The organism is Bordetella sp. 02P26C-1 (assembly GCF_009763255.1).
Classification (GTDB): Bacteria; Pseudomonadota; Gammaproteobacteria; order Burkholderiales; family Burkholderiaceae_B; genus Bordetella_A.
The window spans coordinates 22,212-48,836 of the sequence record NZ_WSJB01000011.1 but is presented as its reverse complement, the minus strand read 5'-3'; the positions used below and the strand labels follow the sequence as shown (position 1 = coordinate 48,836).

The window sequence follows — 26,625 nt, the reverse complement described above, 5'->3', positions numbered from 1 at the left end:
GGTCCGTGTCGCCCCTGACGCTGGCCTCACGGTTTACAAGCGCGCGGGCAAGCGCCGCCTTCGGGCGCCTGAGCCGCGACCCGGCTAGCGGACACGAAATCGGACGATGCCGTCATCCTCCGTGCGACGCGTTAGCTTGCCCTGGAAGTACAGCATATGCAGGTGCGCGAGCGCCTCGCCCATCGCGAAGGTCAGCTGATGCAGATCCAGCTTGCGCTTGAACATCACGGGCACGATGTCCATGGTGGATTGCGGTTGCGCGCAAGCCTCCAGCACCTCGGCGAGACGGTCGGCATGATGCCGATGCTGTTGCGCGATACGCTCGTGCAGGCCCTTGAATGGCCGGCCATGAGAGGGCAGCACCAGCGCCTCGGCAGCCACGCCCCGATAGCCGTCCAAGGACTGCAGATATAAACGCAGCGGGTCGCTGTCTGGTTCGTAGGCGAAGACGCTGACGTTGGTGGAAATGCGCGGCAGCACCATATCGCCCGAGATCACCACGCGCAGGTCCGGGCAGTACAGCGACACATGCTCGGGCGCATGCCCATAGCCGACGATGACCTGCCATGCGTGATCGCCTATCTTTATTTCATCGCCATCCATCACCCGCGTATAACTGGCGGGCACGGACGGCACCAGGCCGGGGTAATAGCCCGTGCGTTGGCGAATCTGCTCTTGCTGATCGGGATCGGTCATGCCATGACGCGAAAAATGCGCGACAGCGGCCTCACCGTTGGAACCGGAACCCCCGGCTTGGGATGACCAGGAGAGGGCGGTCATATAGTCCGTCATGCTCATCCACAATGGCGCCTGCCAGCGCTCACAGAGCCAGTACGCCAGACCCATATGATCGGGATGCATATGCGTGACGATCACGCGCAGCACGGGCAAGCCATCGAGCTGCGTGGCGAACACTTGCTCCCATAGTTCGCGTACCTCGTCCCGGCTCACACCACAGTCCACGATGGTCCAGCCCTGGCGATCGTCTATTTCATCCCTTAGCAGCCACACGTTGATGTGATCGAGCGCAAAGGGCAGGGGCATACGCACCCATTTCACGCCGGGGGCGACCTCTAGCGCCGTACCGCGCTCAGGTTGTGTGTCTCCAAAGGGATACTGCAATGCATGCTCGTTTGGATTCATCGATGGCTCACGGTAGGGTTGCCGTCACACTGACGGCTAGCACAGGCTTGACGATTGGTGCAGACCATCATAATTTACGTTTACGTAAACTGCCAACCACCGCATGCCGCCTACCTGGACGATCTCTGAACTCGCGCGCGAGTTCGACATTACCCCGCGCACGATCCGTTTTTATGAGGATCAAGGCATTGTCAGCCCCGCGCGCGAGGGTCGTAATCGGGTCTACAGCCCGCGCGATCGCACGCGCCTGAAACTGGCGTTGCGCGGCAAACGCCTGGGCTTGCCGCTGGCACAGATACGCTCGCTGATCGACATGTATGACGGTCCGGGCGACAGCACGCTGCAATTGCGCCAGTATCTGGCGGTGCTGGCGCAACATCGCGCGGCGCTGGAGCAGCAGCGCCGCGATATCGACGACACGCTCAACGAGATCGCCGAGCAGGAACGGCAGTGTCAGGCGGCGTTGGATCAGCAATCATGAGCTTATCGGCCACCCTCGGGCTTTACGTGCTTACCGCCTTGGCCGAGATCGTCGGATGCTACTTGCCTTATCTATGGCTTAAACAAGGCCATTCGGCGTGGTTGTTGGTGCCCACCGCGATCAGTCTGGCGCTGTTTGTGTGGCTGCTGACCCTGCATCCAACCGCCACCGGACGGGTTTATGCCGCATATGGCGGCGTGTACGTCAGTGTGGCGTTGCTGTGGTTATGGGGTGTCGACGGCGTGCGACCGAGCATGACGGATCTGGCAGGCGTAGGGTTGTGTCTGGCCGGCATGGCGTTGATCATTTTGGGTCCAAAAACGCAGTATTGACGCAGCGTGAACAAGGCACGCGCGTGCCGCTACATCACGCGCCGAAAGGCCCGCGATGGCGGGCCTATGTCATACCTTGATGCTACGGACGTTCACTGCGCCGTGATATTTCCCTCACGAATGATGCGGCCGTTCTGTTCATAAGACTCGCGGACTTGTTTAACGAAGTCATCCCCGACGCCCGTGCCGGGCTGCATGGATTGTTTTTCCAGCATCTGTTGGAACTGCGGGTCGGCGAGCGCCTTGGTGATGACCTCATGCATGGATTGCATCACGGGCGCGGGCACCCCGGCCGGCGCGAAGAGGGCGAAGTTCGAGAAATAGCGGATATCTGGCAGATTGAGTTCGGCCATGGTCGGCACATCGGGCCAAGGCGCGAGGCGTTTGGGCGCCATGACGGCGAGCGGTTTCAAGGTGCCGGCGGCTACGTGGGGCAACACGATGTCCGTGTTCACCACCAGCAAATCGACCTGACCGCCTAAACCGTCGGACACGGCTTGGCTACCCCCGCGATAAGGCACCTGCAGCATTTCAATGCCAAGCTCTTTGCTCAGCGCCGCCATGCCGATATGCGCGACGGACCCAAGACCGGGAACACCGAACGTGATTTTTCCGGGCCGTTTTTTGGCTTCCTCCACCAGCTCTTCAAACGTGCTGACCGGCGTGGCTTTGGTAGCGAGGATGCCTACCGGGCCGACCGCGACACTCGCCACGGGGACCATATCTTTCATCGGGTCATACGAGGTCTTCACCAAGTTGGGAAAGATGGTGAGCGGACTCGTGGAAGCCAACAGCAGCGTGTTGCCGTCCGGCGTGGCGCGCGCCACCGCATCGGCGCCGACACTGCCGCCCGCGCCCGGCTTGTTCTCGACGATGGTGGCGGTGCCGTAGTCACGGCGCAGGATCTCGCCCAGCGTGCGTCCCAGCGTGTCGTTGGTGCCGCCCGCGGTATAAGGCACGATCAAGGTCAACGTCTTGCCGGGCCACGGCTGCTGCGCGTGAGCCAGGCCGGCGGTCACCGCGAGCGCGGCGGTGGCGATAAAGCGGACGACATTCGACAAAGCGAGTGTTCGGGTCATGTCAAAGCTCCACGAGTAGGGACGTTCAGGCGAGGTAACGCTGCGCCAGTCGTACCCAATAGGCGGCGCCCACGGGGATCAGACTGTCGTTGAAGTCATAACTGGTGTTGTGCAACATGCAAGGGCCCATGCCGTGACCCGCCAGGCGATGCTCTCCCTCGCCATTGCCGAGAAAGACGTAGCAACCGGGCTTGGCTTGCAGCATGAAAGCAAAGTCTTCCGAAGCCATGGCCGGTTCGATCACGCAGGCACGATCGGCGCCGGCCACATCGCGCATGATGTCCAGACAGAACGCGGTTTCGTCCGGGGTGTTGATGAGCGCGGGATAACGGCGTTCGAAATAGACCTCAGCCGTGCATCCATGCGCGGCCGCGATGGGGCCGGAGAGCTCCTGCATGCGCCGTTCGATCAGATCCACGACCTCGGTGCTGTAGGCGCGCACCGAGCCGCCCAGCCACGCGGACCCAGGAATGATGTTGGTGACCTCGCCGCCCGCCTGGACTTGCGTGATGGAGACCACCGCGGCATCCAGCGGGCGCTTGCTGCGCGTCAGGATCGTTTGCAGGGCCTGGCCGATGGCAAACAGCGCGGGCACCGGGTCGTCGCAATCCTGGGGTGCGGCGGCATGGCCACCGCGCCCGGTTACCGTGATGCGAAACGCGTTGGCGGCAGCCATCATCGGGCCGCTACACACGCCAAAAGAGCCTGCCGGCATGCCCGGCCAGTTGTGCATGCCGAACACCGCCTCGCAGGGAAAGCGCTCGAACAGCCCGTCTTCGATCATGGCGCGCGCGCCCGCGCCGCCGTTTTCTTCGGCCGGCTGAAAGGCGACATACACCGTACCGTTAAACCCGCCAGCTTGTTGTAAATGCCGCGCGGCGGCCAACAGCATGGTGGTGTGGCCGTCATGGCCGCAACCGTGCATCTTGCCCTCGTGCTGGGACCGATGCGGGAAAGTATTGGCTTCCTGGATAGGCAATGCATCCATATCGGCGCGTAGCAGGATCGCCCGCGACCCGCTGCCCGCCTTGAGCACACCGACCACGCCCGTGCGGCCGATGCCGGTGTGTGTCTCGATGCCCCAGGACCGCAATTTGTCGGCCACCAGGCTGGCCGTACGATGTTCTTCGTACGCCAGTTCAGGATGCGCGTGAATATCACGGCGCAAGGCTATCATCTCGTCCAGATCGGCGAGTGCTATCACGGTGTTCCCCCTGAAGGTTTGGAGCCAGTAGAACCGAGTGCCAGTCCGATTCTGGCATGGTCATGCAGCCGATCGTCAGTTTTTCTGCTAAGGGAAAACCCGCGTTTTGATTTACGTTTACGTAAACGTAAACTATGAATCCACGCAGCGTTGCGAGACACTCGACGACTAAATGCATCGGCTGGCGTTCGCGTCCTGGCCGTCTCACCAATGAGACGCACGCGACCCGCCACGCTGTTCGCTGCCGCTCTCGGAGACGACAATGAATCTACCCGGCTTGGATTTCAACCTGGGCGCAGACCTGGACATGCTGCGCGATGCGGTGCGTGCCTTCGCACAGGCCGAGATCGCGCCGCGCGCGGCCGAGATCGATCGCAGCGATCAGTTTCCGATGGATCTTTGGCGCAAGCTGGGCGAGCTCGGCGTGCTGGGCATGACGGCCAGCGAGGAGTACGGCGGCGCCAATATGGGCTACCTCGCGCACATGATCGCGATGGAGGAAATCTCGCGCGCCAGTGCGTCGGTCGGTCTGTCATACGGTGCGCATTCCAATCTGTGCGTGAACCAGATCCATCGCAATGGCACCGCCGAACAGAAGGCCCGCTATCTGCCCAAGCTGATTTCCGGCGAGCACGTGGGAGCACTGGCGATGAGCGAACCGGGCGCGGGCTCGGATGTCGTCAGCATGACGTTGCGCGCGGACAAGCGTGGCGATCGCTATGTGCTCAACGGCACCAAAATGTGGATCACCAATGGCCCGGATGCGGACACCCTGGTGGTCTATGCCAAGACGGATCCGGCGGCGCACCAGCGCGGCATCACCGCTTTCCTGGTGGAAAAGTCGTTCAAAGGGTTTTCAGTCGCGCAAAAGCTCGACAAGCTGGGGATGCGCGGCAGCCACACCGGCGAGCTGGTTTTTCAAGACTGCGAAGTGCCGGAAGAAAACGTGCTAGGTCAGGTCAATGGCGGCGTGAAGGTGCTGATGAGCGGCTTGGATTACGAGCGCGCGGTACTCGCCGGCGGCCCGTTAGGCATCATGCAGGCCGTGATGGATGTGGTGGTGCCCTATATCCATGAACGTAAGCAGTTCGGTCAGGCCATCGGCGAATTTCAGCTGATGCAGGGCAAGATCGCGGATCTGTACACCACCCTGCAAGCGAGCCGCGCGTTCTGTTATGCGGTGGGTAAAAACCTGGATCAACTGGGCGCCGATCATGTCCGTCGTGTGCGCAAGGACTGCGCGGCCCTGATTCTGTACACCGCTGAAAAAGCCACCTGGATGGCGGGCGAAGGCGTGCAAATCCTGGGCGGCAACGGCTATATCAACGAGTATCCGACCGGCAGGCTGTGGCGCGATGCCAAGCTCTACGAGATCGGCGCGGGAACCAGCGAGATCCGCCGCATGTTGATCGGCCGAGAATTGTTTACGGAGACCGCTTGATCCAGTGAAAACCCAAGGGTCGGCGGATAGTGGCCGGCGCCTTGAAGGGCCGATTTCTTTTACGATAAGCATATATGCAGGCAGCCGGTCGGCAATTCCTACTTAACCTGTCTGCGACCCCTTTATTTTGATATTCGGAGTGCCTCTCATGTCTGACCCCGTTGTTATCGTTTCCGTTGCCCGTACGCCTATGGGAGGCATGCTGGGCAGCCTGTCGGGCCTGGCCGCTCACGAGCTAGGTTCGATCGCCATCAAGGCCGCCGTGGAGCGCGCGGGTGTCGATCCCGCGCAGGTCGATGAAGTCATCATGGGCAATGTGCTGCAAGCCGGCCAAGGGCAGGCCCCCGCGCGTCAGGCGGCGCTGGGCGCCGGACTGCCGCTGGGCGTGGCGTGCACCACGATCCATAAAGTCTGCGGCTCGGGTTTGAAGGCCGCCATGTTCGGCCATGATCTGCTGGCTGCTGGTTCCGCGCGCATCGTTGTCGCAGGCGGTCAGGAAAGCATGAGCAATGCGCCTTATCTGCTGCTCAAGGGCCGTCAGGGCTATCGCTATGGCCACAACACCGTGTATGACCACATGGCCTTGGACGGCCTGGAAGACGCCTACGATCGCGGCAAGGCCATGGGTGTGTTTGCCGAAGATTGCGCGTCCAAGTACGAATTCACGCGCGAGCAGCAGGATGCGTTCTCGCTGGAATCGCTGCGCCGCGCCCGCGCCGCCAACGAAGACGGCAGCTTCAAATGGGAAATCGTGCCGGTGACCGTGGCCGGCCGTAAGGGCGACACCGTCGTGGACACCGACGAAGCGCCCACCAAAGCCATGCCGGAAAAGATCCCGACGCTCAAGCCCGCGTTCAAGAAAGATGGCACCGTGACGGCGGCCAACTCCTCGTCCATCTCCGACGGCGCGGCCGCCGTGGTGCTGATGCGCGAGTCCACCGCCAAGGAACTGGGCCTGACGCCGCTGGCCCGTATCGTCGCACACAGCCAGCACTCGCAAGAGCCGAACTGGTTCACCACGGCTCCCGTTGGTGCGTTGAAGAACCTCTTCAAGAAGACCGGCTGGAAGGCCGAGGATGTGGATCTGTACGAGATCAACGAAGCGTTTGCCGTGGTGACGATGGCGGCGATGAAGGACTTTGACCTGCCGCATGACAAGGTCAACATCCATGGTGGCGCAACGGCGCTGGGCCACCCGATCGGCGCTTCGGGCGCGCGTCTGCTCACGACCCTGATCGGCGCGCTGCGCAAGACGGGCGGCAAGCGCGGCGTGGCCACGCTGTGCATCGGCGGCGGCGAAGCTGTCGCCATGGCCGTAGAAATGGTCTAAGACCGCACACGCGTGTCAGTGTGCCCACAGAAGCCCTGACACGCGATGGGCCGCTACCCACGCGGCCCGCTTTGCTCGATCGCGTTATACGTTGTGGGTATCGGGCAGGCGAGATACCCGCGGTTGCCCCCATCCGCGGGGCCGCGTCAGCGGCGCCCGACGGGCTTTGCAGGATGACGGACCCTTTATGCCCATAATCGAATCCCGCATCAATCCGCGCTCGCAAGACTATGCCGAAAATGCGCGCGCCATGCAGCGTCAGTTAGACGAGCTCGCGCAGCATCTGAAGCAAACAGCATTAGGCGGCAACGAGACCGCGCGGGCACGGCATGTGGCGCGTGGCAAGCTCTTGCCGCGCGAGCGCGTCGAGCGCTTGATCGATCCCGGCAGCGCGTTCCTGGAACTGTCGCCAATGGCCGCGCACGACATGTATGACGGCGAGGCGCCGGCCGCGGGCATCATCACGGGGATTGGGCGCATTGCGGGAATCGAATGCGTGATCGTCTGCAATGACGCCACGGTCAAGGGCGGCACGTACTACCCGATGACCGTCAAAAAACATCTGCGCGCGCAGGAAATCGCGATGCAGAATCATCTGCCTTGCGTGTATCTCGTCGATTCGGGCGGCGCGAATCTGCCGCGCCAGGACGAGGTATTTCCGGACCGCGATCACTTTGGTCGCATCTTTTACAACCAGGCCGTGATGTCCTCGCAAGGCATCGCGCAAATCGCGGTGGTGATGGGTTCGTGTACCGCGGGTGGCGCATACGTGCCCGCCATGAGCGACGAATCCATTATCGTGCGCGATCAAGGCACGATTTTCCTTGGCGGCCCGCCGCTGGTGAAGGCCGCCACCGGCGAGGAAGTCAGCGCGGAAGATCTCGGCGGCGGCGATGTGCATACGCGGCTGTCCGGCGTGGCTGATCATCTGGCGGCGAACGACTTGCATGCGCTGCAGCTGGCCCGTCAATCCGTGGCGCGGCTCAATCGTCGTAAATCCATACCATTGGCACTGGCGCCCGTGTGCGAGCCGCGTTATGACCCCGCCGAGCTGAACGGCATCATTCCCGCCGATACCCGAAAACCGTATGACGTGCGGGAAGTCATCGCACGCATTGTCGATGGTTCAGATTTCGATGAGTTCAAAGCGCGCTATGGCACAACCCTGGTGACGGGTTTCGCGCATATCCATGGCATGCCGGTAGGTATCGTGGCGAACAACGGCATTTTGTTCTCCGAATCCGCGCAAAAGGGTGCGCACTTTATCGAGCTGTGCGCGCAACGCAAGATCCCGCTGGTGTTCCTGCAGAACATCACGGGCTTCATGGTGGGACGCAAGTACGAGAACGAAGGCATTGCGCGCCATGGCGCCAAGATGGTGACCGCGGTGGCCACGGCGAATGTGCCGAAGTTCACGGTGATCATTGGCGGCTCGTTTGGCGCGGGCAACTATGGCATGTGCGGGCGCGCGTATTCGCCCAGGCTGTTATTCATGTGGCCGAATGCGCGTATCTCTGTCATGGGCGGCGAACAGGCCGCGAGTGTGTTGGCCACCATCCGCCGCGATGGCATCCAGGCAAAAGGGGGCCACTGGTCCGCGCAGGAAGAGGACGCCTTCAAGCAGCCTATCCGTGATCAGTATGAACGCGAAGGCCACCCGTATTACGCCACCGCGCGCTTGTGGGACGATGGCATTATCGCGCCCGCCGACACGCGTCGCGTGCTGGCGCTGGCGTTATCCGCGGCGTTGAATGCGCCCATCGAGGACACGCGCTTCGGTGTGTTCCGCATGTAGTGGCGTTTACGTATGCACCGCGTGATGACGTTGGCGCATGAATCGTTCGAAGCCTAGTCACCTATCTCTGTGTGGATTCCATCATGTTCGATACCCTGCTGATCGCAAACCGTGGTGAGATCGCTTGCCGTGTTGCGGCCACTGCGCGCCGTATGGGCCTGCGCACGGTCGCCGTGTATTCGGATGCCGACGCACAGGCCGCGCATGTCGCGGCCTGCGATATCGCCGTGCATATCGGCGCGTCGGAGCCTCGCGCGAGTTATCTGCGCGGGCAAGCGATCTTGCAAGCGGCACGCGATACGGGCGCGCAAGCCATTCATCCAGGATATGGGTTTCTCTCGGAGAACGAGTCCTTTGCGCAGGCGGTGACGGATGCGGGATTGGTATTCGTGGGACCGCCCGCAGCGGCCATCGCCGCGATGGGCAGCAAGTCCGCGGCCAAGGCCTTGATGGAAAAAGCGGGCGTGCCGCTGGTGCCGGGCTATCACGGCGACAATCAAGATCCGGCATTCTTGAAATCGCAAGCCGACGCGATTGGATACCCCGTGCTGATCAAAGCCAGTGCGGGCGGTGGCGGCAAGGGGATGCGCATCGTCGAGTCACCAGAAGCCTTTCTAGAAGCACTCGCCTCGTGCCAGCGCGAAGCCACCTCCAGCTTTGGCGATGACCGCGTGCTGATCGAGCGCTATTTGCAAAAGCCACGCCATATCGAAATTCAGGTGTTCGCGGATCGTCACGGTCAATGCGTGTATTTGTTCGAACGCGATTGTTCCGTGCAACGCCGCCATCAAAAAGTCATTGAAGAAGCGCCCGCGCCGGGCATGACCGAGGAGCGTCGCAACGCGATGGGCCAGGCCGCCATCGCCGCCGCGCGCGCGGTCGGGTATGTGGGCGCCGGGACGGTCGAATTCATCGTTGAACCGGACGGACGGTTTTACTTCATGGAGATGAATACCCGTCTGCAGGTCGAACACCCAGTCACGGAAATGATCACGGGGCATGACCTCGTTGAATGGCAACTGAGTGTGGCGGCAGGGCAGCCATTGCCTGCGGATCAGGATGCGCTGCGTATCGATGGTCACGCCATCGAGGTACGTATCTATGCCGAGAACCCGGAAAAAGGCTTTCTTCCCTCTATCGGCACGCTGACCCATCTGCGGCTGCCCGGGCATGCGGCGTTTCGTTGCGCGGATGTACGCGTTGATGCGGGCGTGCGCACCGGCGACACCATCACGCCGCATTACGATCCGATGATCGCCAAGCTGATCGTGCATGGCGCGGACCGCGAGCAGGCGAGGGCGCGCATGCTTCAGGCATTGGCACAGGCACAAGTGGTGGGCGTGCATACTAATGTGGCGTTTCTGTCGCGCCTGATGCGCGACACCGCATTCGCTGCGGGGGATCTGGACACCTCGCTCATCGAGCGGCGACACGAAACGCTATTGCCCGCATCGCAGCCACTCGATGTCACGACAGTCGCCCTGGCCACGGCTGCGGCGCTGAGCGACAAAGGCTGGTCCAACACCGGTACGGCCACACCGGCCGCGTCCGGCTGGACCGATCCATGGAGCCTGTGCGATGGATGGCGCGTGGCGGGCACTTATCGAGAAACCCTGCAATGGTCCAGCGAAGAATCGCTTTCCGAAGTCACGCTGACTCGCGAGAATGGCGTGTGGTCGTTGATCTTCGATGACGCGACGTATGCATTTTCCTGGGACGTATTGCCCACCTCGGCGGCGCAGAAGAATACCTATGATTTGCGTATCACCCTGAACGATCGCAAGGTGAGGGGCGCCGTCGTGATTCAAGGCGCCGACGCACACGTATCAGCATTGGGTTACGCCCATACCCTGACGCGAAGCGATACGCAGGCCAAGACCGATCACGGCGGCCATATCGATACCGACGGACTGAAAGCACCCATGCCTGGCCGTATCGTCACCGTCAACGTCGAAGCGGGACAGCAAGTATCCAAAGGACAAGCCTTGCTCGTCATGGAAGCGATGAAGATGGAACACACCATCTGTGCACCGGCCGATGGCATCGTGCAAGAGGTGTTCTATGCCGTCGGCGATCAGGTCGCGGAAGGCTCACCGCTGATTGCGATGGATGCAGCCACCGTTGCGGCAGACTAAGAAAACATTGTCGCGATAAACCAACGCGGTGATCGTCAACACGTCGAAGTCGATCACACCTTGATACTTCGCAAATCGCCGTTTGGGCATGAGTGATCCAATCAGTATTGCGGGAGATGTCCCCGGGTTACACGCAATACTCAATCATGAAAAAGACTCTGCTCACGGTGGCCGCTCTCTGTCTAATGCCCTCGGGCGCGGCAATGGCTTATCAGCAAGACGGCGACTGGCAAGTGCGCGTCCGTGCCGTGAATGTGGATACGAAGTCTGCCGGTGCTAACGGTCTGAGCGTCAGCGACAAAACGATCCCCGAGTTGAATATCAGCTACTACTTTACGCCGAACATCGCGGCGGAACTGATACTGACGTATCCACAAAAGCACAATGTGCACTTGAAAGGCGTGGGCAAGATTGGCACGGTCAAAGAACTGCCGCCCACGTTGCTGCTTCAATATCACTTCACGAACTTCGACCGCTTCAAGCCGTACGTGGGCGCGGGGATTAACTACACGCACTTTTCCAGCGTGAAGCTCGATGTGCCCGGCGCCAACATCAAGCGCCATAGCTGGGGTCCCGCGCTGCAAGTCGGCTTTGACTACGCGCTGGATAAGAACTGGTCGTTGAACGTGGATGTGAAAAAGATCTGGATGGATACCAAAGAGACCGGCCTGGGCCTGGGCAAGGTCAAGATCGATCCCGTCCTGGTGGGCGTGGGCGTGGGTTATCGCTTCTAACGCGACCTATTGATTGCGAATCCCGATCGCCTCGCGCGATCACATTCATCATCAGCCGGTCGTACCGGCTGACTGCGTCGCAGTCAAATGCGTGCGCACTGATCCCTACGCTCGGCGGACTGTCTACGGTCCGTCGACATCTCATTTAGTCCGATATATGCGACACATCGCGAAAGATGAGCCGCTGCAAGGGCAGTGGCGGCTATTGTAACGCACGCCTTCATTCAGCCGTTCCCCCATCCAGAGCTCGGTTACTGATTCATCCCCGAGCAGGGACACTCATTGCCCGGCTACCTCTCTCACCGCAGGGCCTCACGAACATAAGCTGATCGACGGGCAGATAGCCGGGGCGGTGTCGTATCGCCCGTTGTGTCATTTTTCCACCATCCACTTTCAGAGAAACACTTTATGGGACAAATACAAAGTCAAATATCCCGCGCCATGTCATCCCATCATTCCCTCGATGCCTCGATCCGGCTTCGCGCTACTGACGAGGAGGTTTTCGCGGCGGTCAGGGAAGGGGATGCCACACGCCTTTGCTACCTTCTCTACGAGTATGAGGTCGATCTGACCGCCGTTGACGAAGCCACGGGACACTCGGCCCTTCATCTCGCCATTACGCGAAAGGATTCCGAGATTGTGGCGTTGCTATTGGAGTGTGCAGTCGACGATCCACGGATTCTCGATGCCCAGGACCGTGAGGGGTACACCCCGTTGATGCGCGCGGCTGACAATGCCGATGTCGCAATGATGCTGACCTTATATGGAGCAGGAGCACGCCGTGTGGTGGATCTCTCCTGGGTAGTTGACTTCGACCATCCCGATGCGGCGGCGGAAATGGCCGCCCAGGCAGGCGTCGGAAGGAGTTTCACCCTCGCCAACGCTATTGTTAACGGTAGAGGCGACCTATTGGAATCGTTCAAGTATGCGGTTCGTTTCAGGCAGCACTCTGCCGTACCAGTGCTGTTTTCCGCCGGCGCGGATACCTATTCTGCCCTGAAGCACTTTGTCCTCGAAGAACGATGGGATCACGTCAACTACATGCTCTCAGAAAAGCTCACACGCGAACATGACGTGTTGCGGTTATTGGAAGAGGCGGTACGCTCGGGCAATGAGGAAGTCATAAGGAACTTAGTCTCCCAGGATCAACCTGAGGAAGCCAGAACGCTGGCCGTCCGCTTCGTCTGCGCGGGCGATGTGGAAGGACTGCAAGCCTTATTTAAGAGCGGGCTTTCGCCTTATGACGTGCTGGGGGATATCGCTAATGTGCCGGACCGAACCGACGAGCAAAAGAGCGTAGCGATGAAAAGAATCTTAGACGCCATGCCCTCTGAATGGGAGCTGGAAGAAAAGAAGGTGGTCGAGATGTATAAGCGCCTGTCCAAGATGCACAAAACCGACGCAGTGAAGCTAACGATCGCCGCGGGCGTACCGGCAGACTTTGCGCTGCGCCACTTTAGCGACTTTACTGATTTTGGAGTCTTGACCGACTTGATCGCTAACGGCAGTGAGCCGGCTGCCATAGATTTCCTGGCCAGGGAAGGCGACGATGATGAGCGTGGGTATCCAATTCTCGCGATTGTGATGCTGTATTGGGTGCTTAGACAAGAGAGTTCAACAAGGGACGAAAAAATCGCGCGATTGGAGTGGATGATCAGTCTCGCAAAAGACTTAGAAGGCGCTGCGGCAGTGATCCTAGACTCGGCTTGGCGAAGAGGAGATCAGCGCACCCAGAAGCTTCTCATTGACGCCTACGCTCCGTCCACCCAGATGCTGATGGCGCTTGCTAAAGATGGCCAAAGGGAAATGGTGCGGGATTTGTTCTTTGATGCAAAACGATCCGACCTTGCCTGGACGACAAAACTTCATCTCGGCCCTGCGATGCAGCAGTTGATCAGAAATAGCGAAGATCACGCGCGACGAGGCGAACACAACGCCGCACGACGCGAGCAAATTGGCGCAAACAACTTGGCATGGGTATTGGCTGATGTATGCAACCCCTCGCTTGCGTCAGAGCCCCAAGGCCGCACAAAACCGCGACAGTCGCGCCTCGAAAATCTCTCTTAGCCCCTCAGACCGTCGGACTGAAGTCGATTGCTTGAGTTCTGCATGCTTTAAGACAACGGGGCCGCAAAAGCGGCCCCGCCTGCCCTAGCGTGCTAGCAACAATCAGCCTTTACGCACCGACGCGATCACACCATCGAGCAACGACAGCATTTGCGCGACTTCGTCTTCGGTAACGTTCAAGGCCGGCATGAAACGCAGCAGGTTCGCGCGGGGTGCGTTCAGCAGCATGCCTTGAGGATTCAGGTTGCGCGCGGCTTCGACAATCGCCGGGCCGTCATCGCCGTTCAGAATCAAAGCACGCAGCAGACCCATGCCGCGCTCGCCACCCATGCCCCACTTAGCCGACAGCGCCAACAAGCCTTCGGACAACTGCTTCGCGCGCGCGTTGACGGAATCCATAAAGCCCGGCGCCATCAACGTGTCGAACACGGACACGCCAACGGCGGCCATCAACGGGTTGCCGTTGTAGGTGCCGCCCTGATCGCCATGCGAGAACACGGACACTTCTTCACGCGCCAGCAATGCCGCCAGCGGCACGCCGCCGCCGATGCCCTTAGCCAGCGTCATGATGTCGGGCACGACGTCGAATTGCTGATAGGCGAACAGGGAACCCGTGCGGCCCATGCCGGTCTGCACTTCGTCGACGATCAGCAGCATGCGATGCTCGTCGGCCAACTGACGCAGTCCTTGCATGAACTCGCGCGTTGCGGGGTAAACGCCGGCCTCGCCTTGCACGGGCTCGAGCATGATGGCCACGGTCTGGTCATCGATCAACGCACGCACCGAATCCAGATCGTTCAACTCGGCCTTGGGGAAGCCCTCGACTTGCGGCGCGAACATCGTGTCCCAGCCCGGCTTGCCCGAGGCGGACATCGTGGCCAGCGTACGACCATGGAAGCCATGGTTCATCGTGATGATCTTGTAGGCGCCGTTGCGATGCACGCGGCCCCATTTACGCGCCAGCTTGATCGCGCCTTCGTTGGCCTCGGCGCCGCTGTTGGCGAAGAACACGCGGTCAAAACACGACGCCCCGGTCAGACGCTGCGCCAGATCGATCGACGGCTGGTTATAGAACGCCGGCGAGGGATTCATCAGCTTGTCGGCCTGTTCCAACAAGGCGCGCTTCATGGCCGGGTCGCAGTGACCCAGCGTGTTGACCGCCCAGCCTTGGATGAAATCCAGATATCGCTTGCCGGTATGGTCCTCCAGCCAAGAGCCCTGACCTCGCACGAACACGAGGTCCGGGCGGGAGGTGATCTCCATGAGGGCGTTGACGTTGAACTGGCTGAATTCCATGGCGGTTCCTACGGAATGAGAAACAAAAAGGTGAATAAAAGAATTTAGCACCGTATAGGTGACGGGGGCGCTGGCGTTTTCACACCGGCGCACAGACGTATTATCGACTCAATCCGCGCGCTGCGATGTCCCAAATGTCTACGACCACACCTTGTCGGTAAACGATAAGCTTGTCGTGCAGGTTAAATGTGGGGTCCACGTGAGACGGAATCAGCCGCAGGGTGTCACCCAGGCGCACCGGGCTCGCCCCCGCCGAGGCTGGCGCAGCGCTCGAGCCAGGGCCTGCGGCGACGGTATCCGGCTGCGCTTTCAAGACACCATGCTCGTCGTTGGCCCCGGTATAGACCCAGCCAGCCAGTTCCGCCACGCGCGGCAAGCCGGATTCGACCGTAGTCGATTTCAGCCCCGCATCCACGACGATGCGATCGGCGGTGGGCACGCTCATCACCGTAGTCAACAAGAACAAGCTGTTGCGAAAAGCCAACGCGTCTGACCACGCGTTCGCGCCATAGTCGCCGTCCATAAACGCGTACGAACCTGCTTGCAACTCGGTATAGACCCCCGACGCCGCATCAAACTCGGCACTGCCGGTACCCGCGCCGGTAATGCGATGGCAGGGTACACCTGCGTTGCGCAGCTCGCGTGCGTAGTTCGCCGCGGCCTCGGCGGCACGCGCGGCAATCGCGGCGCGCTCGGCATGACCGCGTACGTGCTGCACCGAGCCGTGATAGGCCTGCAGCCCACCAAAACGCACGCCGGGCGACTGCTGAATCTGCCGCGCCAGCGCCACCACCATCGCGGCATCGGAGACACCGCAGCGCCCTTGACCCACATCGACTTCGATCAGCACCTCGACCTCGGCCTGCGCGGCGACCATCGCTGCCGCTATTGCGGCAAGGTTGTCAGGGTGATCCACACAGACGCTGATCCGCGCCGCACGCGCGAGCTGCGCCAAGAGCGCCAGCTTGGCTGGCCCCACCACTTCATTACTGATATGGATGTCGTCAATGCCCGCTTGGATAAAAGGCAGCGCTTCGCTGACCTTCTGACAGCAGATCCCGCGCGCGCCCAGCGCAATCTGGCGGCGCGAGACTTCGGGGCATTTATGCGCCTTGCCATGCGGGCGCAAGCTCACGCCATGACGATCCGCCCAGCGCTGCATGGTCTGCAGATTGGCCTCGAACGCATCCAGATCCAGCACGAGGCTGGGGGTATCGACTTGCGAGAGCGCCAGCCCCGGCACGGCGGCCGGCGGCAGGGTCAGCGTAGCAGCGGGGAGGGCAGCCATGATTGCGCGATTCCTTTTCGTTCGAACTTCACAGCGTCTGAAACGGTGCGCTGTGCGGGGCGTTTAGTGTATCTCCAGGCAAACCCTAGTCATGCTTGCCTCCCGCGCGTGACACAATCGCTTCGGGAAAGAACAACCACACTTCGCATACGGAGAATCTTTATGTCACTCAAGACCTGGATCAAGGCACTGGCCGTCACGCTCGTCGTTGCCGGCAGTGTGGGCCAAGCCCAAGCGCAACAATTTTTCCGCATCGGTACCGGCGGCACGGCCGGCACCTACTACCCCGTGGGCGGCATGATCGCCAACGCGGTATCGCAACCCGGCAAACTGATCGCCACGGCGGTGGCCTCCAACGGCTCGGTCGCCAACATCAATGGCATCCTCGGAGGCTCGCTCGAAGCCGGCTTCACGCAATCGGATGTCGCCTACTGGGCCTCCACCGGCACCGGCACGTTCGAGGGCAAGCCCAAGGCCGAAGACCTGCGCCTGATCGCCACGCTCTATCCCGAAAGCATTCACCTGGTCGCCCGTAAAGGCGCGGGCATCAAATCCGTGGCCGACCTGCGCGGCAAGCGGGTTTCGATGGACGAACCGGGTTCGGGCACGCTGGTTGACGTGCGCCTGATCCTGGGCGCGTTCGGCATGACCGATAAAGATATCAAGGCCGAATACCTCAAACCCAACCAAGCCGGCGACAAAATGCGCGACGGCGGGCTGGATGCGTTCTTCTTCGTTGGCGGCGCGCCCGCTGGCGCTATCGCCGAGCTGGCCTCCAGCGGCGAGGGCATCGAGCTCGTGCCGATCGTGGGCCCGGAAATCGACAAGCTGCGCAGCCAGCAGGAATTCTTCACCCCCGACACCATCGCCGCCGGGACCTATCAGGGCGTAGGTGAGGTCAACACCATCTCGGTCAACGCCCAGCTGGTCACCTCGGCCAAGCAGCCCGAGGAAGTCGTCTACGAAGTCACCAAGGCGCTGTACAACGACGAAACCCGCAAGATGCTCGATAACGGCCACGCCAAAGGCAAGTTCATTACGCGTGAAAACGCCGTCAAGGGCGCCAGCATTCCGTTCCACCCGGGCGCAGAGAAGTTCTACAAAGAAGCCGGCTTGTTGAAATAAGCCCGCCGCATTTGCCGCCCCCACAGCGCGCCGGGCCCGCCCGGCGCGTTGCGTTTTACTCGATAGGATCCGGCGATGGAAATCGACCACGACAAAGCCCAGCAACTCGCGGAAAAATTCGACTCAGAAATCCGCTTTCGCCCCTTAGCGCCCATCGCAACCGCAATCGTTTCGTTCTTGCTCGTCACGTTGTCGGTCTTTCACTACTACACCGCGGGCTTTGGCCTGCTGCGCGAAGCCACTCATCGCGGCGTGCATCTGGCATTTGTTTTAAGCCTCATCTTTTTGGTGTTCGGCTTTAGCAAGGCCCACTACAAACGCGAGCCACGCTCGACCTGGTATGCCCCCGGCGGCGTGCCGCTCTACGACTGGGCCATTGCCATCGTGCTGGCCTTCAGCGTTCTCTATATCCCGTACATTTTCGAAGACCTCGCCTTTCGCGTCGGCAACCCGATGCCGATGGACGTGGCCATGGGCACCATCCTGATCATTGGCCTGCTAGAGGGCACACGCCGCGCGATGGGCTGGCCATTGCCGGTCATCGCGCTAGTGTTCCTTGCCTACGCCTGGCTGGGTCCGATGTTTCCCGGCCTGCTTAAACACGCTGGCAACTCGTGGTCGCAGATCGTCAACCACATGTACCTGACCAGTCAGGGCGTCTACGGCGTTGCCGTGGGCGTGGTGGCCACCTACGTGTTTCACTTCGTCTTGTTCGGCGTGCTGGCCAGCCGTATCGGTCTAGGCCAGTTGTTCCTCGATGTCGCGTCCTTCGTCGCGGGCCGCTACGCAGGCGGTCCCGCGAAGGTCTCCGTCTTTGGCTCGGCCATGTTCGGCATGCTGTCCGGATCCTCGGTCGCCAACGCCGTAACCGTGGGCTCGCTGACGATCCCGGCCATGGTGCGTATCGGTTACCCCCGCCATTTCGCGGCAGGCGTGGAAGCCGCTTCCAGCACGGGCGGTCAAATCACGCCCCCCATCATGGGCGCGGCCGCGTTCCTGATGATCGAGTTCCTCGGCATCCCTTATCAACAAATCATTGTCGCGGGCATTGCGCCGGCCTTTTTGTATTTCTTCGGCATGTTCATGCAGGTGCACTTCGAGGCCAAACGCGAAGGTCTGCGCGGTCTGCGCGACGATGAAATGCCCAAGCTGCGCGAATCCTTCAAGCGGCGCTGGCCCACGCTGCTGCCGCTCGTGGCCCTCATCTACGTGCTGGCCAGTGGCCGTACCCCGTACCTTGCCGCATTCGCCGGCATCACCGGCTGCATCATCGTTGGTCTGCTCAACCCGTTTCAACGCCTGAAATGGCGCGACCTGTACGACTCATTCGAGACCGGTGCAAAGTATGCGCTGGCCGTTGGCGCCGCAGCCGGCACCGTGGGCCTAGTCATTGGCGTGGTCACCCTGACCGGCGTGGGCTTCAAGCTCTCGTTCATCGTGATCTCGGCCGCGCAGTTCATCGCGGGCGGCCTGGATTCCGTCATCCCGGACTTTGTCGCCAACATGACCACGCTGACGCTGCTCGCGGCACTGGTCATGACCGGTATCGTCTGCGTCCTGATGGGTTGCGGCGTACCCACCACCGCTAACTACCTCATCATGGTCGCCGTCGCCGCGCCCATCCTGGTGCAGCTCGGCGTACAACCCATTGCCGCTCACTTCTTCGTGTTCTATTTCGGCATCCTCGCCGACATCACACCCCCCGTGGCGTTGGCCGCCTACGCCGCAGCAGGCATGGCAGGCAGCGACCCGCTGCGCACCAGCGTGACCGCGTTCCGATTAGGCATCACCAAGCTGATCGTCCCATTCGTGTTCGTGTTCTCGCCATCGCTCCTGATCTCGGTCAAGGGCTTCACGTGGCCGGCATTCTGGGAAACGTTGTTGGGTTGCGTCATCGGCCTGACGCTGCTTTCCGCTGCCTTCTCCCGCTATATGTTGGTGAAGATGAAAACGTGGGAACGTTGGCTGTGCGTCATTGGCGCCTTGCTAACCATCATCCCCGGCTACACCAGCGGCCTGATCGGTCTGGCCATCTGCATCCCAGTTTTCATCCGTCAGCTGGCGCAACTCAAACTGGAAAACGCCAAACCTCTACCCGCAGCCTAAGCGGGCGCACAATGCGAGCCACGGGCCGGGGTGTGAGCCACGCCGGCCTATCGAGCCGAGGGCAGTCCCGCAGGGACCTCGGCCCCCTGCTCGTGGGGCCGAGCCGAGGCGACTAGGCCGGGGTGCCTCACACCCCGGCCCGTGGCGCCAAAAGAACCCTGTCCGTGGCAATAATCGCCCCAAACTCCCCACCATCCCGCCCAAATCAGCCGAAAGAAACCCCAGAACTCACCCATTTGCCCCCACACCCAATTCGGCGTACATTTAAATCCACGTTTGCTGGTTTGCCGATATGCGGGCCGACTGTGCAAACAGGCAATACCTTGCGCCATATGTTCGATATCCTCGTTTATCTGTTCGAAAACTACTACACCCCGCAAGCCTGTCCCGCGGCAGACATCCTGGCCAAGCGCCTGGCGGCAGCTGGTTTCGAGCACGAAGACATAGACGACGCCCTCGGCTGGCTGTATGGCCTGGCCGAAACCACCGAGCGCTGCGTCGATCTGGCTCAAGTGCCCAGCACTGGCACTCGCATCTACACCGATTCCGAATACCGTCAGCTGGGCTCCGAGTCCATCGGCTTCATCGCATTCCTCGAATCCGCTGGCGTGCTGCCCGCGCCCTTGCGTGAAATCGTCATCGACCGCGCCTTGGCCGCGCCGGAGACCCCCGTGCCGCTCGATCAGATGAAAATCATCGCGCTCATGGTCCTCTGGAGCCAGGAAGCCGAAATCGATAACTTGGTCCTCGAAGAGCTGCTCGATGACGAGGGCAGCCGCCGGCTCCACTGAGTTGTGACCTACGTCGGTCGTTTCGCGCCGAGTCCCAGCGGTCCATTACATCTGGGTTCCTTAGTCGCCGCCCTGGCCAGCTGGCTCGATGCCCGCGCGCACGGCGGCCGCTGGCTGGTGCGCATCGAAGACGTCGATACGCCGCGCACCGTGCCGGGTGCCGCCGAGACCATCATGTCCCAGCTGCGCGCCCTCGGCCTGCATTGGGATGGCGACATCGTCTGGCAGTCCCAACGTGGCGAGGCCTATCAACAAGCATTTGATGCGCTCGCGCAACGTGGTCTGATCTATGGCTGCGGCTGCACCCGTCGTGAAATCGCCGACTCCGCCCTGCGCGGCGGCTACACCAATGCCGATGGCGAGCGTCCCTATACCGGCACCTGCCGCGCCGGACTGGCCCCAGGCCGTCAAGCCCGCGCGTGGCGGCTACGCGTGCCCCCCGGCGTGGAAACCTTTACCGATCGCTGGCTCGGCCCACAGCAGCAGGACGTCGAACATGCCGTGGGTGACTTCGTGCTCAAACGCGCAGACGGTTTATGGGCCTATCAGCTTGCCGTCGTCGTAGACGACGCCGCGCAGGGCGTCACCGATATCGTGCGCGGCGCGGACCTGCTCAGCTCCACCGCGCGTCAGCGTGTCCTCGCCCGCCTGCTGGGCGCGCAGCCTCCGCGTGTCATGCACGTACCCCTGATCACCGACCCCGAAAGTGGTCTGAAACTATCCAAGCAGAACGGTGCGCCGGCGCTGGATACCCGCCAGCCAATGTTGATGCTGGAGCACGCGTGGCGGGCGCTCGGCTTCGCGCCGGTACAAGTCGCCACCCCCGAAGAATTCCTGCAACGCGCGACCTTGCTGTGGGCGCGGCGCTTTGTGCGGCACGCCGCCTAAGGACACGCCGGACTTCGTTCGCCTGCATCGATTCCGGTCCCGCTAATCCGGCACTCGCGCACCGTACCAAGCCGCACAAAACACTAAAGCGGCTGCCGGTCACCATCCAGCAATCGCACCAACAGCGCAGTGCCATCGTCGCCCACGCGCAACTCGCCATAGCGAGCATTCGCGTAACGATCGGCCTGTCCCTCCGGGAAGAAATAAGCATTGGTCACCATGCGCACATCGCCATTGCGAATCCGGTACCGCAACGCGACTTCTTCCCGCTTTAGCGGCATCGCGTCCTCCTGCGTACGCACTTTCTGTCCCAGGCCGTCGCCATTCAAGGCCAGCACGACATATCCATCGCCCGTCAGATCGTGCGCGGCGCTATCCCAGCGCGGCCGTAGCGAATCCGCGACGGCGAAATTCAGCGCCATATAGTCGCCCTGCATCAACGATCGAGGATCCACGGGCGCCAGTTCCAGGATCACGACTCGCCCTTGCGCCAGCAGTGTTTCGCGTTGCCAGATCGTGGTGTTCACCACCGCGAGGATCAGTCCCAAGCCCGCCAACATGCCAACCGTACGCCAACGCAAGGCCGAGGAGGCCGGAGCCAGGCGTACGGCGCTGGGCACCTCAATCGTCTTCATCCAACGCGGCACCCAGTACACGAGCGCACGCAGGAAAAATAACAACAACGCCGCGCCGCCCAGCCACAAGGCTTTATCGATCAGCGGCACCTGCAGTTGGTAGTAGTAAAACATCACATACGCGAGCAGACCCACCACGCCCAGCGTCGTCAGTCGTGTGTCCCTCTGTCCGTAACCCAGCAGCAACCACGCGAGCGCGAAGGCCACGCCCGGACTCCGTAACCAGAACAGGGCCAACAACAGCAACCCCAACGGCGTACCCCACACCACGCCACTCGTCAGCACGGCACGGCGCGGCCATAGCACCACCAGCGCGCAGACCGCCGGTAGCAACACCCCAGCCACGACGATGACCGCAAACAGCGCCTCACCCCGCCACAACGCGGCTAAGTGCGTGATTGATGCGCCGCCCACCATTCCCACCGTCAGCTGCACCGCCAACGCGAAGGCCCAGGCCAACGGACGCAAGGCGACCCAGCGGCCTTGCGCCGTTAACGCCACGCGTTGAGGTTCCGGGGACGCACCAGGCCCGGCTTCCCCGACACCCGCCCCCGCCCAGACCGGGCGGTACCCCAGATAAAAAGCAACCGCCGCCGCCCATGCCCCGACGACCTCTACCGGCAGCCACACCCGCGTCGATAGCCCGTTGTCATCCCATAACGTCCACAGCAGTTCTTCATTCGCCATCCCGGACAGCCACTGCAATGCGATGAGCCCGCTCAAGGCAAGCGCAATGAGTCCTGCCGTTAAAAACCGCAGCAGCACATCCCGCCCAAAGGCGTAGACCAACGCGCCCACGACGAGCAGACAAAACCAAACGCCGGTATGAAGCTCATAGGTCGCGTCCCCAAACAGCAACGCGAACCACACCAACAACTGACCGCCAAAACCCATCGCCGTCAGGCACTGGCGCCAGAATAAGCGGGTGCTCACCCGCAAGCCCGTCACGGCGAGTCCGCAAAGCACCAGCCCGCTGACTAAAGCTCCCTCGGTGGACTCCACCCAGGCCACCGCCACCAGGAAAAGCAGCAGCAGCAATGTCGCCAGCCAGGCGCTCAAGGCGAGTAACCCTTGCACATACCACGGTGCGGCAAGGGGAGCGGGAATGTCTGGGGTACCCGCCGCTGGCAGGGTTGCCGCCAGGCGCCGCAGCCAGCCCGCCGCCACCACCGCCTCGGCGATCAAGATCGCCGCGAGCGCGAGCGCCCCCCAGGGCCCGTTGGCGACGTCCAACCACCATTCACCCACGATGCGCAGCGACATCACGATCACACCAGCGGCCAGGATCGCCAACGCGACCAGATCACGGCGCACACGCTGGTAGTAAAAACCCAGGCCCACCGTTACCACGGCCCATACCCAAGTCAGGCTGGACCCCAAGCCGTAATAATCCGGGGCCGACAGGAATTGTGTCGCCAACAGCAACCCCAGCGCCCCGGCTAGCAATAGCCTCGGCCCGATCCGCATGCTCGCGCCCGCACGCCGGCCCGCGACTTCCCAGCCAGCCAGAAAGAGCAGATTCACCAGTACCAAGGGCAAAAATTGTTCGCCGTCTCTCGCAGCCAGCCAAAACACATGCCCGTCCCAGGTATAGAGCAAGCCGGCGACGTTGACCACACCCATCCACAGCAGCCACACCACCTGCGTCCTGCCCACCAGCGCCCACGGCAGCAGCAGACCGGCCCAGACGGCAAACAATTCCCAGGTATCAGCCCCGGTCTGATACGTTTGCCCCAGCAGCGCCAACAACGCGCCCAACAGCAGCCCGGCCAGCGCCAATAACGCAGAAGGCGCATACTGACGGGCGTCGTCAACGGCCCGCCACCGCCAGCCAGACCCTGCGGCAGCGAGCACGCAAATTGCGAGCAGCCCCTGCGCGCCAATGAAACGCTGCGTTTTTGTCACACTGTCCCAATTTGCCGCGACGGCGCAAATGACTGCGGATCCCAGCAGCCAGATCCCCAGCCAAAGGGTGCTTCGGGCCAGAAATTGCCGCCACGCATGTAACTCATATTGCTGTCGAATTTCCGACTTGACTTGCATGTGGCGAATCTCCCCTCGTATCATCCGCGCTACACCGGCGGGTCTGCCGCCACTGGATACCCATGAGCAAAACGCTGATTATTGCCGAGAAACCCTCGGTGGCCCTTGATATCTCGCGCGCCCTAGGAGGCTTCGTGCGCGAGGGGGACTATTTTGAAAGTGATCGTTACGTGCTGTCTTCCAGCATCGGACATTTGCTGGGGCTGGTCGCGCCCAACGATCCCGTCAAAGGGAAGTGGAGCTTTACGCACCTGCCCGTGATCCCGCCAGCCTTTGAGCTGGGCCCGGCCGATAAGAAATCCGCCGAGCGCCTGAAGCTCCTGGTCAAACTCGCCAAGCGCAAGGACGTCGACGGCCTGATCAACGCCTGTGACGCCGGGCGCGAGGGCGAACTGATTTTCCGCTACATCATTCAGTACGCCGGGGTGAAAAAGCCGATCAAACGGCTGTGGCTGCAGTCCATGACGCAGGCCGCCATCCGCGAGGCGTTCGAGAATCTGCGCGATGACGCCCAGCTCAAGCCGCTGGAGGCCGCCGCCCGCTCGCGCGCCGAGGCCGACTGGCTGGTGGGCATCAACGGCACGCGCGCCATGACGGCGTTCAACAGCAAGGACGGCGGTTTCTTTAAAACGCCCGTCGGACGCGTGCAAACGCCGACGCTGGCGATTGTGGCCGAGCGCGAAGAACGTATCCGCCGCTTCGTGTCACGCGATTACTGGGAGGTCCATGCGACCTTTGTCGCCGCCGCGGGTCTCTATCAGGGCCGCTGGATCGATCCGGATTTCAAGAAAGACGAACGCGATCCGGAAAAGCGCGATTCGCGCCTCTGGTCGCTGGCGGCTGCCCAAAGTGTAGTGGCCGCGTGTCGCGAACAGCCCGGTCAAGTCACGGAAGAGTCCAAGCCCTCGACCCAGATGTCGCCGGCCCTGTACGACCTGACCTCGCTGCAACGCGAGGCCAACGGCCGTTTTGGTTTTTCCGCCAAAACCACGCTCGCACTGGCGCAGACCCTGTACGAACGCCATAAAGCACTGACCTATCCGCGTACCGATTCGCGCTACCTGCCCGAGGATTACGTGGGCACGGTGCGCCAGACCATGCAGGCGCTGGCCCAAGGCGGCTCGAACGCCGTGGGCGGCCTGTCGCGTCACGCAGGCACCGTCATAGAGCAGAACTGGGTCAAACCCAATCGTCGCATCTTCGACAATAAAAAGGTCTCCGATCACTTTGCCATCATCCCCACGCTGCAAATCCCGCACGATCTAAGCGAGGCCGAGGGCAAGCTTTACGATCTGGTGTTAAAGCGTTTCCTGGCCGTGTTTTTCCCGCCGGCCGAGTACCGCGTCACCACGCGCTTGACCGAAGTGCAGGGTCATCGCTTCAAGACCGAGGGCAAAGTGCTTGTGTCGCCGGGCTGGCTGGCCGTCTACGGCAAGGAAGCGCAAGGCGAGGACGCCAACCTCGTGCCGGTGGGCGACAACGAGACCGTGCGCACCGAGGATGTCGAGGCCGTGGGTCTGGCCACCAAGCCGCCGGCCCGCTACACCGAAGCCACGCTGCTGTCGGCCATGGAAGGCGCGGGCAAGCTGGTCGACGACGAAGAGCTACGCGAAGCCATGTCCGAGCGCGGCCTGGGCACGCCGGCCACGCGCGCGGGCATCATCGAAGGTTTGCTAGGCGAAGGCTACCTGCGCCGCGAGGGCAGGGAACTTGTTCCGACCGCCAAGGCGCGCCAGTTGATGACGCTATTGGCGGGTTTGGACGTGACCGAACTCACCTCGCCCGAACTCACGGGCGAATGGGAGCACAAGCTCAAGCAGATCGAGCAGGGCGGTTTGAACCGCGAGGCCTTCATGCGCGAAATCGCGCAAATGACCCAGGTCATCGTCAAGCGCGCCAAGGAATACGAGCGCGACACCGTGCCCGGCGACTATGCCACCTTGACAACCCCATGTCCCAAATGCGGCGGCGTGGTCAAGGAAAACTATCGCCGTTTCGCTTGCACGAACTGCGACTTCTCCATCGGCAAGCACCCGGGTGGGCGCACGTTCGAACTGCCGGAAGTCGAAGAGCTGCTGGCCAAGCGCGAGATCGGTCCCTTGCAAGGCTTTATCAGCAAGATGGGCCGTCCGTTCGCCGCCATCTTGCGGCTCAGCGACGAAAACAAGCTCGAATTCGACTTCGGCCAGAACGACGAAGAAGACAACGAAGCGGTGGACTTTACGGGACACACGCCGGTGGGCGGCTGCCCCAAGTGCCACGCGAATGTCTTCGAGCATGGCTTGAGCTACGTGTGCGAGAAATCGGTGGGCCCGGAAAAGTCCTGCGACTTCCGTTCGGGCAAGATCATTTTGCAGCAGGAGATCTCGCGCGAGCAGATGCACAAACTGCTGACGAATGGCCGTACCGATCTGCTAGATGGATTCGTCTCCAGCCGCACCAATCGCAAGTTCAAGGCGTTCTTGGTGCGTCAGCCCGACGGCAAGATCGGCTTTGAGTTCGAGCCGCGCGCGGCGAAACCGGGACGCGCGCCGGCCAAGACGGCGACAAAGACGGCAAGCAAAACCGCCGCCAAGTCAGCGGCCAAGAAAGCGGCGCCCAAAAAAGCCGCCACCAAAAAGGCCGCGACGAAGAAGACCGCCGCCAAGAAAGCCGCTGCCAAAACGGCAAGCTGACGAGGCTGGGTCGGCAGCCGGGTTATCCCCTATCGTA

General features: G+C 61.7%; 19 protein-coding genes. 13 read left to right on the top strand and 6 right to left on the bottom strand.

Annotation, left to right across the window (positions count from 1 at the left end; genetic code table 11):
• Window positions 1-84: 84 nt before the first annotated feature.
• The gene (locus GOQ28_RS07185) at window positions 85-1,143 is read right to left on the bottom strand and encodes an MBL fold metallo-hydrolase (protein WP_160355978.1); all 1,059 of its coding nucleotides are present in this window, start codon (window positions 1,141-1,143) and stop codon (window positions 85-87) included.
• A gap of 103 nt (window positions 1,144-1,246) precedes the next feature.
• On the opposite strand from GOQ28_RS07185, the gene GOQ28_RS07180 reads away from it, so the two are divergent.
• On the top strand, window positions 1,247-1,624 hold the full coding sequence (locus tag GOQ28_RS07180; RefSeq protein WP_160351349.1) for a MerR family transcriptional regulator: 378 nt from the start codon (window positions 1,247-1,249) through the stop codon (window positions 1,622-1,624).
• Complete coding sequence (locus GOQ28_RS07175; protein ID WP_160351348.1) at window positions 1,621-1,956, top strand: YnfA family protein; 336 nt, start codon at window positions 1,621-1,623, stop codon at window positions 1,954-1,956. The genes GOQ28_RS07180 and GOQ28_RS07175 overlap by 4 nt, the downstream gene beginning before the upstream one ends.
• Window positions 1,957-2,048: 92 nt before the next feature.
• Here the strand turns inward: GOQ28_RS07175 and GOQ28_RS07170 are convergent, their stop codons facing one another.
• Together GOQ28_RS07170 and GOQ28_RS07165 are read right to left on the bottom strand one after the other, a co-directional pair.
• Complete coding sequence (locus tag GOQ28_RS07170; protein ID WP_160355977.1) at window positions 2,049-3,035, bottom strand: Bug family tripartite tricarboxylate transporter substrate binding protein; 987 nt, start codon at window positions 3,033-3,035, stop codon at window positions 2,049-2,051.
• Window positions 3,036-3,060: 25 nt separating this feature from the next.
• Window positions 3,061-4,239: an amidohydrolase gene (locus GOQ28_RS07165; RefSeq protein ID WP_160355976.1), complete on the bottom strand. Its 1,179-nt coding sequence runs from the start codon at window positions 4,237-4,239 to the stop codon at window positions 3,061-3,063.
• Window positions 4,240-4,501: 262 nt separating this feature from the next.
• Between GOQ28_RS07165 and GOQ28_RS07160 the strand changes: the two genes are divergently transcribed.
• The 6 genes from GOQ28_RS07160 (at window position 4,502) to GOQ28_RS07135 (ending at window position 13,741) form a co-directional block, all read left to right on the top strand.
• Window positions 4,502-5,680, top strand: a complete 1,179-nt coding sequence (locus GOQ28_RS07160) for an isovaleryl-CoA dehydrogenase (RefSeq protein WP_160355975.1) — start codon at window positions 4,502-4,504, stop codon at window positions 5,678-5,680.
• 148 nt (window positions 5,681-5,828) lie between these two features.
• On the top strand, window positions 5,829-7,010 hold the full coding sequence (locus tag GOQ28_RS07155; RefSeq protein ID WP_160351344.1) for an acetyl-CoA C-acetyltransferase: 1,182 nt from the start codon (window positions 5,829-5,831) through the stop codon (window positions 7,008-7,010).
• 187 nt (window positions 7,011-7,197) lie between these two features.
• Entirely contained in the window at window positions 7,198-8,805 is a 1,608-nt protein-coding gene (locus tag GOQ28_RS07150) for a carboxyl transferase domain-containing protein (protein ID WP_160355974.1), read from the top strand.
• Window positions 8,806-8,888: 83 nt separating this feature from the next.
• Window positions 8,889-10,940, top strand: coding sequence for an acetyl/propionyl/methylcrotonyl-CoA carboxylase subunit alpha (locus tag GOQ28_RS07145; RefSeq protein ID WP_160355973.1), 2,052 nt, complete (start codon window positions 8,889-8,891; stop codon window positions 10,938-10,940).
• Window positions 10,941-11,086: 146 nt separating this feature from the next.
• Window positions 11,087-11,674, top strand: coding sequence for an OmpW/AlkL family protein (locus GOQ28_RS07140; RefSeq protein ID WP_160355972.1), 588 nt, complete (start codon window positions 11,087-11,089; stop codon window positions 11,672-11,674).
• A gap of 408 nt (window positions 11,675-12,082) precedes the next feature.
• Entirely contained in the window at window positions 12,083-13,741 is a 1,659-nt protein-coding gene (locus tag GOQ28_RS07135; protein ID WP_160355971.1) for an ankyrin repeat domain-containing protein, read from the top strand.
• Between the two features lie 102 nt (window positions 13,742-13,843).
• On the opposite strand, the gene GOQ28_RS07130 is transcribed toward GOQ28_RS07135, so the two are convergent.
• Window positions 13,844-15,037: an acetylornithine transaminase gene (locus tag GOQ28_RS07130; RefSeq protein WP_160351340.1), complete on the bottom strand. Its 1,194-nt coding sequence runs from the start codon at window positions 15,035-15,037 to the stop codon at window positions 13,844-13,846.
• A 100-nt stretch (window positions 15,038-15,137) separates the two neighbouring features.
• Entirely contained in the window at window positions 15,138-16,325 is a 1,188-nt protein-coding gene (locus GOQ28_RS07125; RefSeq protein WP_160355970.1) for a DSD1 family PLP-dependent enzyme, read from the bottom strand.
• A gap of 162 nt (window positions 16,326-16,487) precedes the next feature.
• Between GOQ28_RS07125 and GOQ28_RS07120 the strand changes: the two genes are divergently transcribed.
• From GOQ28_RS07120 to gluQRS, 4 genes are all read left to right on the top strand, one after another.
• Window positions 16,488-17,450 (top strand): TAXI family TRAP transporter solute-binding subunit, encoded by a 963-nt coding sequence (locus GOQ28_RS07120; RefSeq protein ID WP_160355969.1) that lies wholly within the window; start codon window positions 16,488-16,490, stop codon window positions 17,448-17,450.
• A 75-nt stretch (window positions 17,451-17,525) separates the two neighbouring features.
• Window positions 17,526-19,556, top strand: coding sequence for a TRAP transporter permease (locus GOQ28_RS07115; protein WP_160355968.1), 2,031 nt, complete (start codon window positions 17,526-17,528; stop codon window positions 19,554-19,556).
• A 332-nt stretch (window positions 19,557-19,888) separates the two neighbouring features.
• Window positions 19,889-20,347 carry a DUF494 family protein gene (locus GOQ28_RS07110; RefSeq protein WP_160349789.1) on the top strand — a complete coding sequence of 153 codons (459 nt, stop codon included), beginning with the start codon at window positions 19,889-19,891 and terminating at the stop codon, window positions 20,345-20,347.
• A gap of 3 nt (window positions 20,348-20,350) precedes the next feature.
• Entirely contained in the window at window positions 20,351-21,235 is an 885-nt protein-coding gene (gene gluQRS / locus GOQ28_RS07105) for a tRNA glutamyl-Q(34) synthetase GluQRS (protein ID WP_160355967.1), read from the top strand.
• An 83-nt stretch (window positions 21,236-21,318) separates the two neighbouring features.
• Here gluQRS and GOQ28_RS07100 read toward each other — a convergent pair whose 3' ends face one another.
• A complete protein-coding gene (locus GOQ28_RS07100) occupies window positions 21,319-23,913 on the bottom strand; it encodes a GDYXXLXY domain-containing protein (RefSeq protein ID WP_160355966.1) in 2,595 nt (864 codons plus the stop codon).
• 62 nt (window positions 23,914-23,975) lie between these two features.
• On the opposite strand from GOQ28_RS07100, the gene GOQ28_RS07095 reads away from it, so the two are divergent.
• Window positions 23,976-26,588 carry a DNA topoisomerase III gene (locus tag GOQ28_RS07095; protein ID WP_160355965.1) on the top strand — a complete coding sequence of 871 codons (2,613 nt, stop codon included), beginning with the start codon at window positions 23,976-23,978 and terminating at the stop codon, window positions 26,586-26,588.
• Window positions 26,589-26,625 lie beyond the last annotated feature (37 nt).

What these genes read in the sequence shown, in the direction of transcription:
- GOQ28_RS07185 (WP_160355978.1), bottom strand. Translation starts at nt 1,143, where the DNA reads ATGAATCCAAACGAGCATGCATTGCAGTATCCCTTTGGAGACACACAA.
- GOQ28_RS07180 (WP_160351349.1), top strand. Translation starts at nt 1,247, where the DNA reads ATGCCGCCTACCTGGACGATCTCTGAACTCGCGCGCGAGTTCGACATT.
- GOQ28_RS07175 (WP_160351348.1), top strand. Translation starts at nt 1,621, where the DNA reads ATGAGCTTATCGGCCACCCTCGGGCTTTACGTGCTTACCGCCTTGGCC.
- GOQ28_RS07170 (WP_160355977.1), bottom strand. Translation starts at nt 3,035, where the DNA reads ATGACCCGAACACTCGCTTTGTCGAATGTCGTCCGCTTTATCGCCACC.
- GOQ28_RS07160 (WP_160355975.1), top strand. Translation starts at nt 4,502, where the DNA reads ATGAATCTACCCGGCTTGGATTTCAACCTGGGCGCAGACCTGGACATG.
- GOQ28_RS07155 (WP_160351344.1), top strand. Translation starts at nt 5,829, where the DNA reads ATGTCTGACCCCGTTGTTATCGTTTCCGTTGCCCGTACGCCTATGGGA.
- GOQ28_RS07150 (WP_160355974.1), top strand. Translation starts at nt 7,198, where the DNA reads ATGCCCATAATCGAATCCCGCATCAATCCGCGCTCGCAAGACTATGCC.
- GOQ28_RS07145 (WP_160355973.1), top strand. Translation starts at nt 8,889, where the DNA reads ATGTTCGATACCCTGCTGATCGCAAACCGTGGTGAGATCGCTTGCCGT.
- GOQ28_RS07140 (WP_160355972.1), top strand. Translation starts at nt 11,087, where the DNA reads ATGAAAAAGACTCTGCTCACGGTGGCCGCTCTCTGTCTAATGCCCTCG.
- GOQ28_RS07135 (WP_160355971.1), top strand. Translation starts at nt 12,083, where the DNA reads ATGGGACAAATACAAAGTCAAATATCCCGCGCCATGTCATCCCATCAT.
- GOQ28_RS07130 (WP_160351340.1), bottom strand. Translation starts at nt 15,037, where the DNA reads ATGGAATTCAGCCAGTTCAACGTCAACGCCCTCATGGAGATCACCTCC.
- GOQ28_RS07125 (WP_160355970.1), bottom strand. Translation starts at nt 16,325, where the DNA reads ATGGCTGCCCTCCCCGCTGCTACGCTGACCCTGCCGCCGGCCGCCGTG.
- GOQ28_RS07120 (WP_160355969.1), top strand. Translation starts at nt 16,488, where the DNA reads ATGTCACTCAAGACCTGGATCAAGGCACTGGCCGTCACGCTCGTCGTT.
- GOQ28_RS07115 (WP_160355968.1), top strand. Translation starts at nt 17,526, where the DNA reads ATGGAAATCGACCACGACAAAGCCCAGCAACTCGCGGAAAAATTCGAC.
- GOQ28_RS07110 (WP_160349789.1), top strand. Translation starts at nt 19,889, where the DNA reads ATGTTCGATATCCTCGTTTATCTGTTCGAAAACTACTACACCCCGCAA.
- GOQ28_RS07100 (WP_160355966.1), bottom strand. Translation starts at nt 23,913, where the DNA reads ATGCAAGTCAAGTCGGAAATTCGACAGCAATATGAGTTACATGCGTGG.
- GOQ28_RS07095 (WP_160355965.1), top strand. Translation starts at nt 23,976, where the DNA reads ATGAGCAAAACGCTGATTATTGCCGAGAAACCCTCGGTGGCCCTTGAT.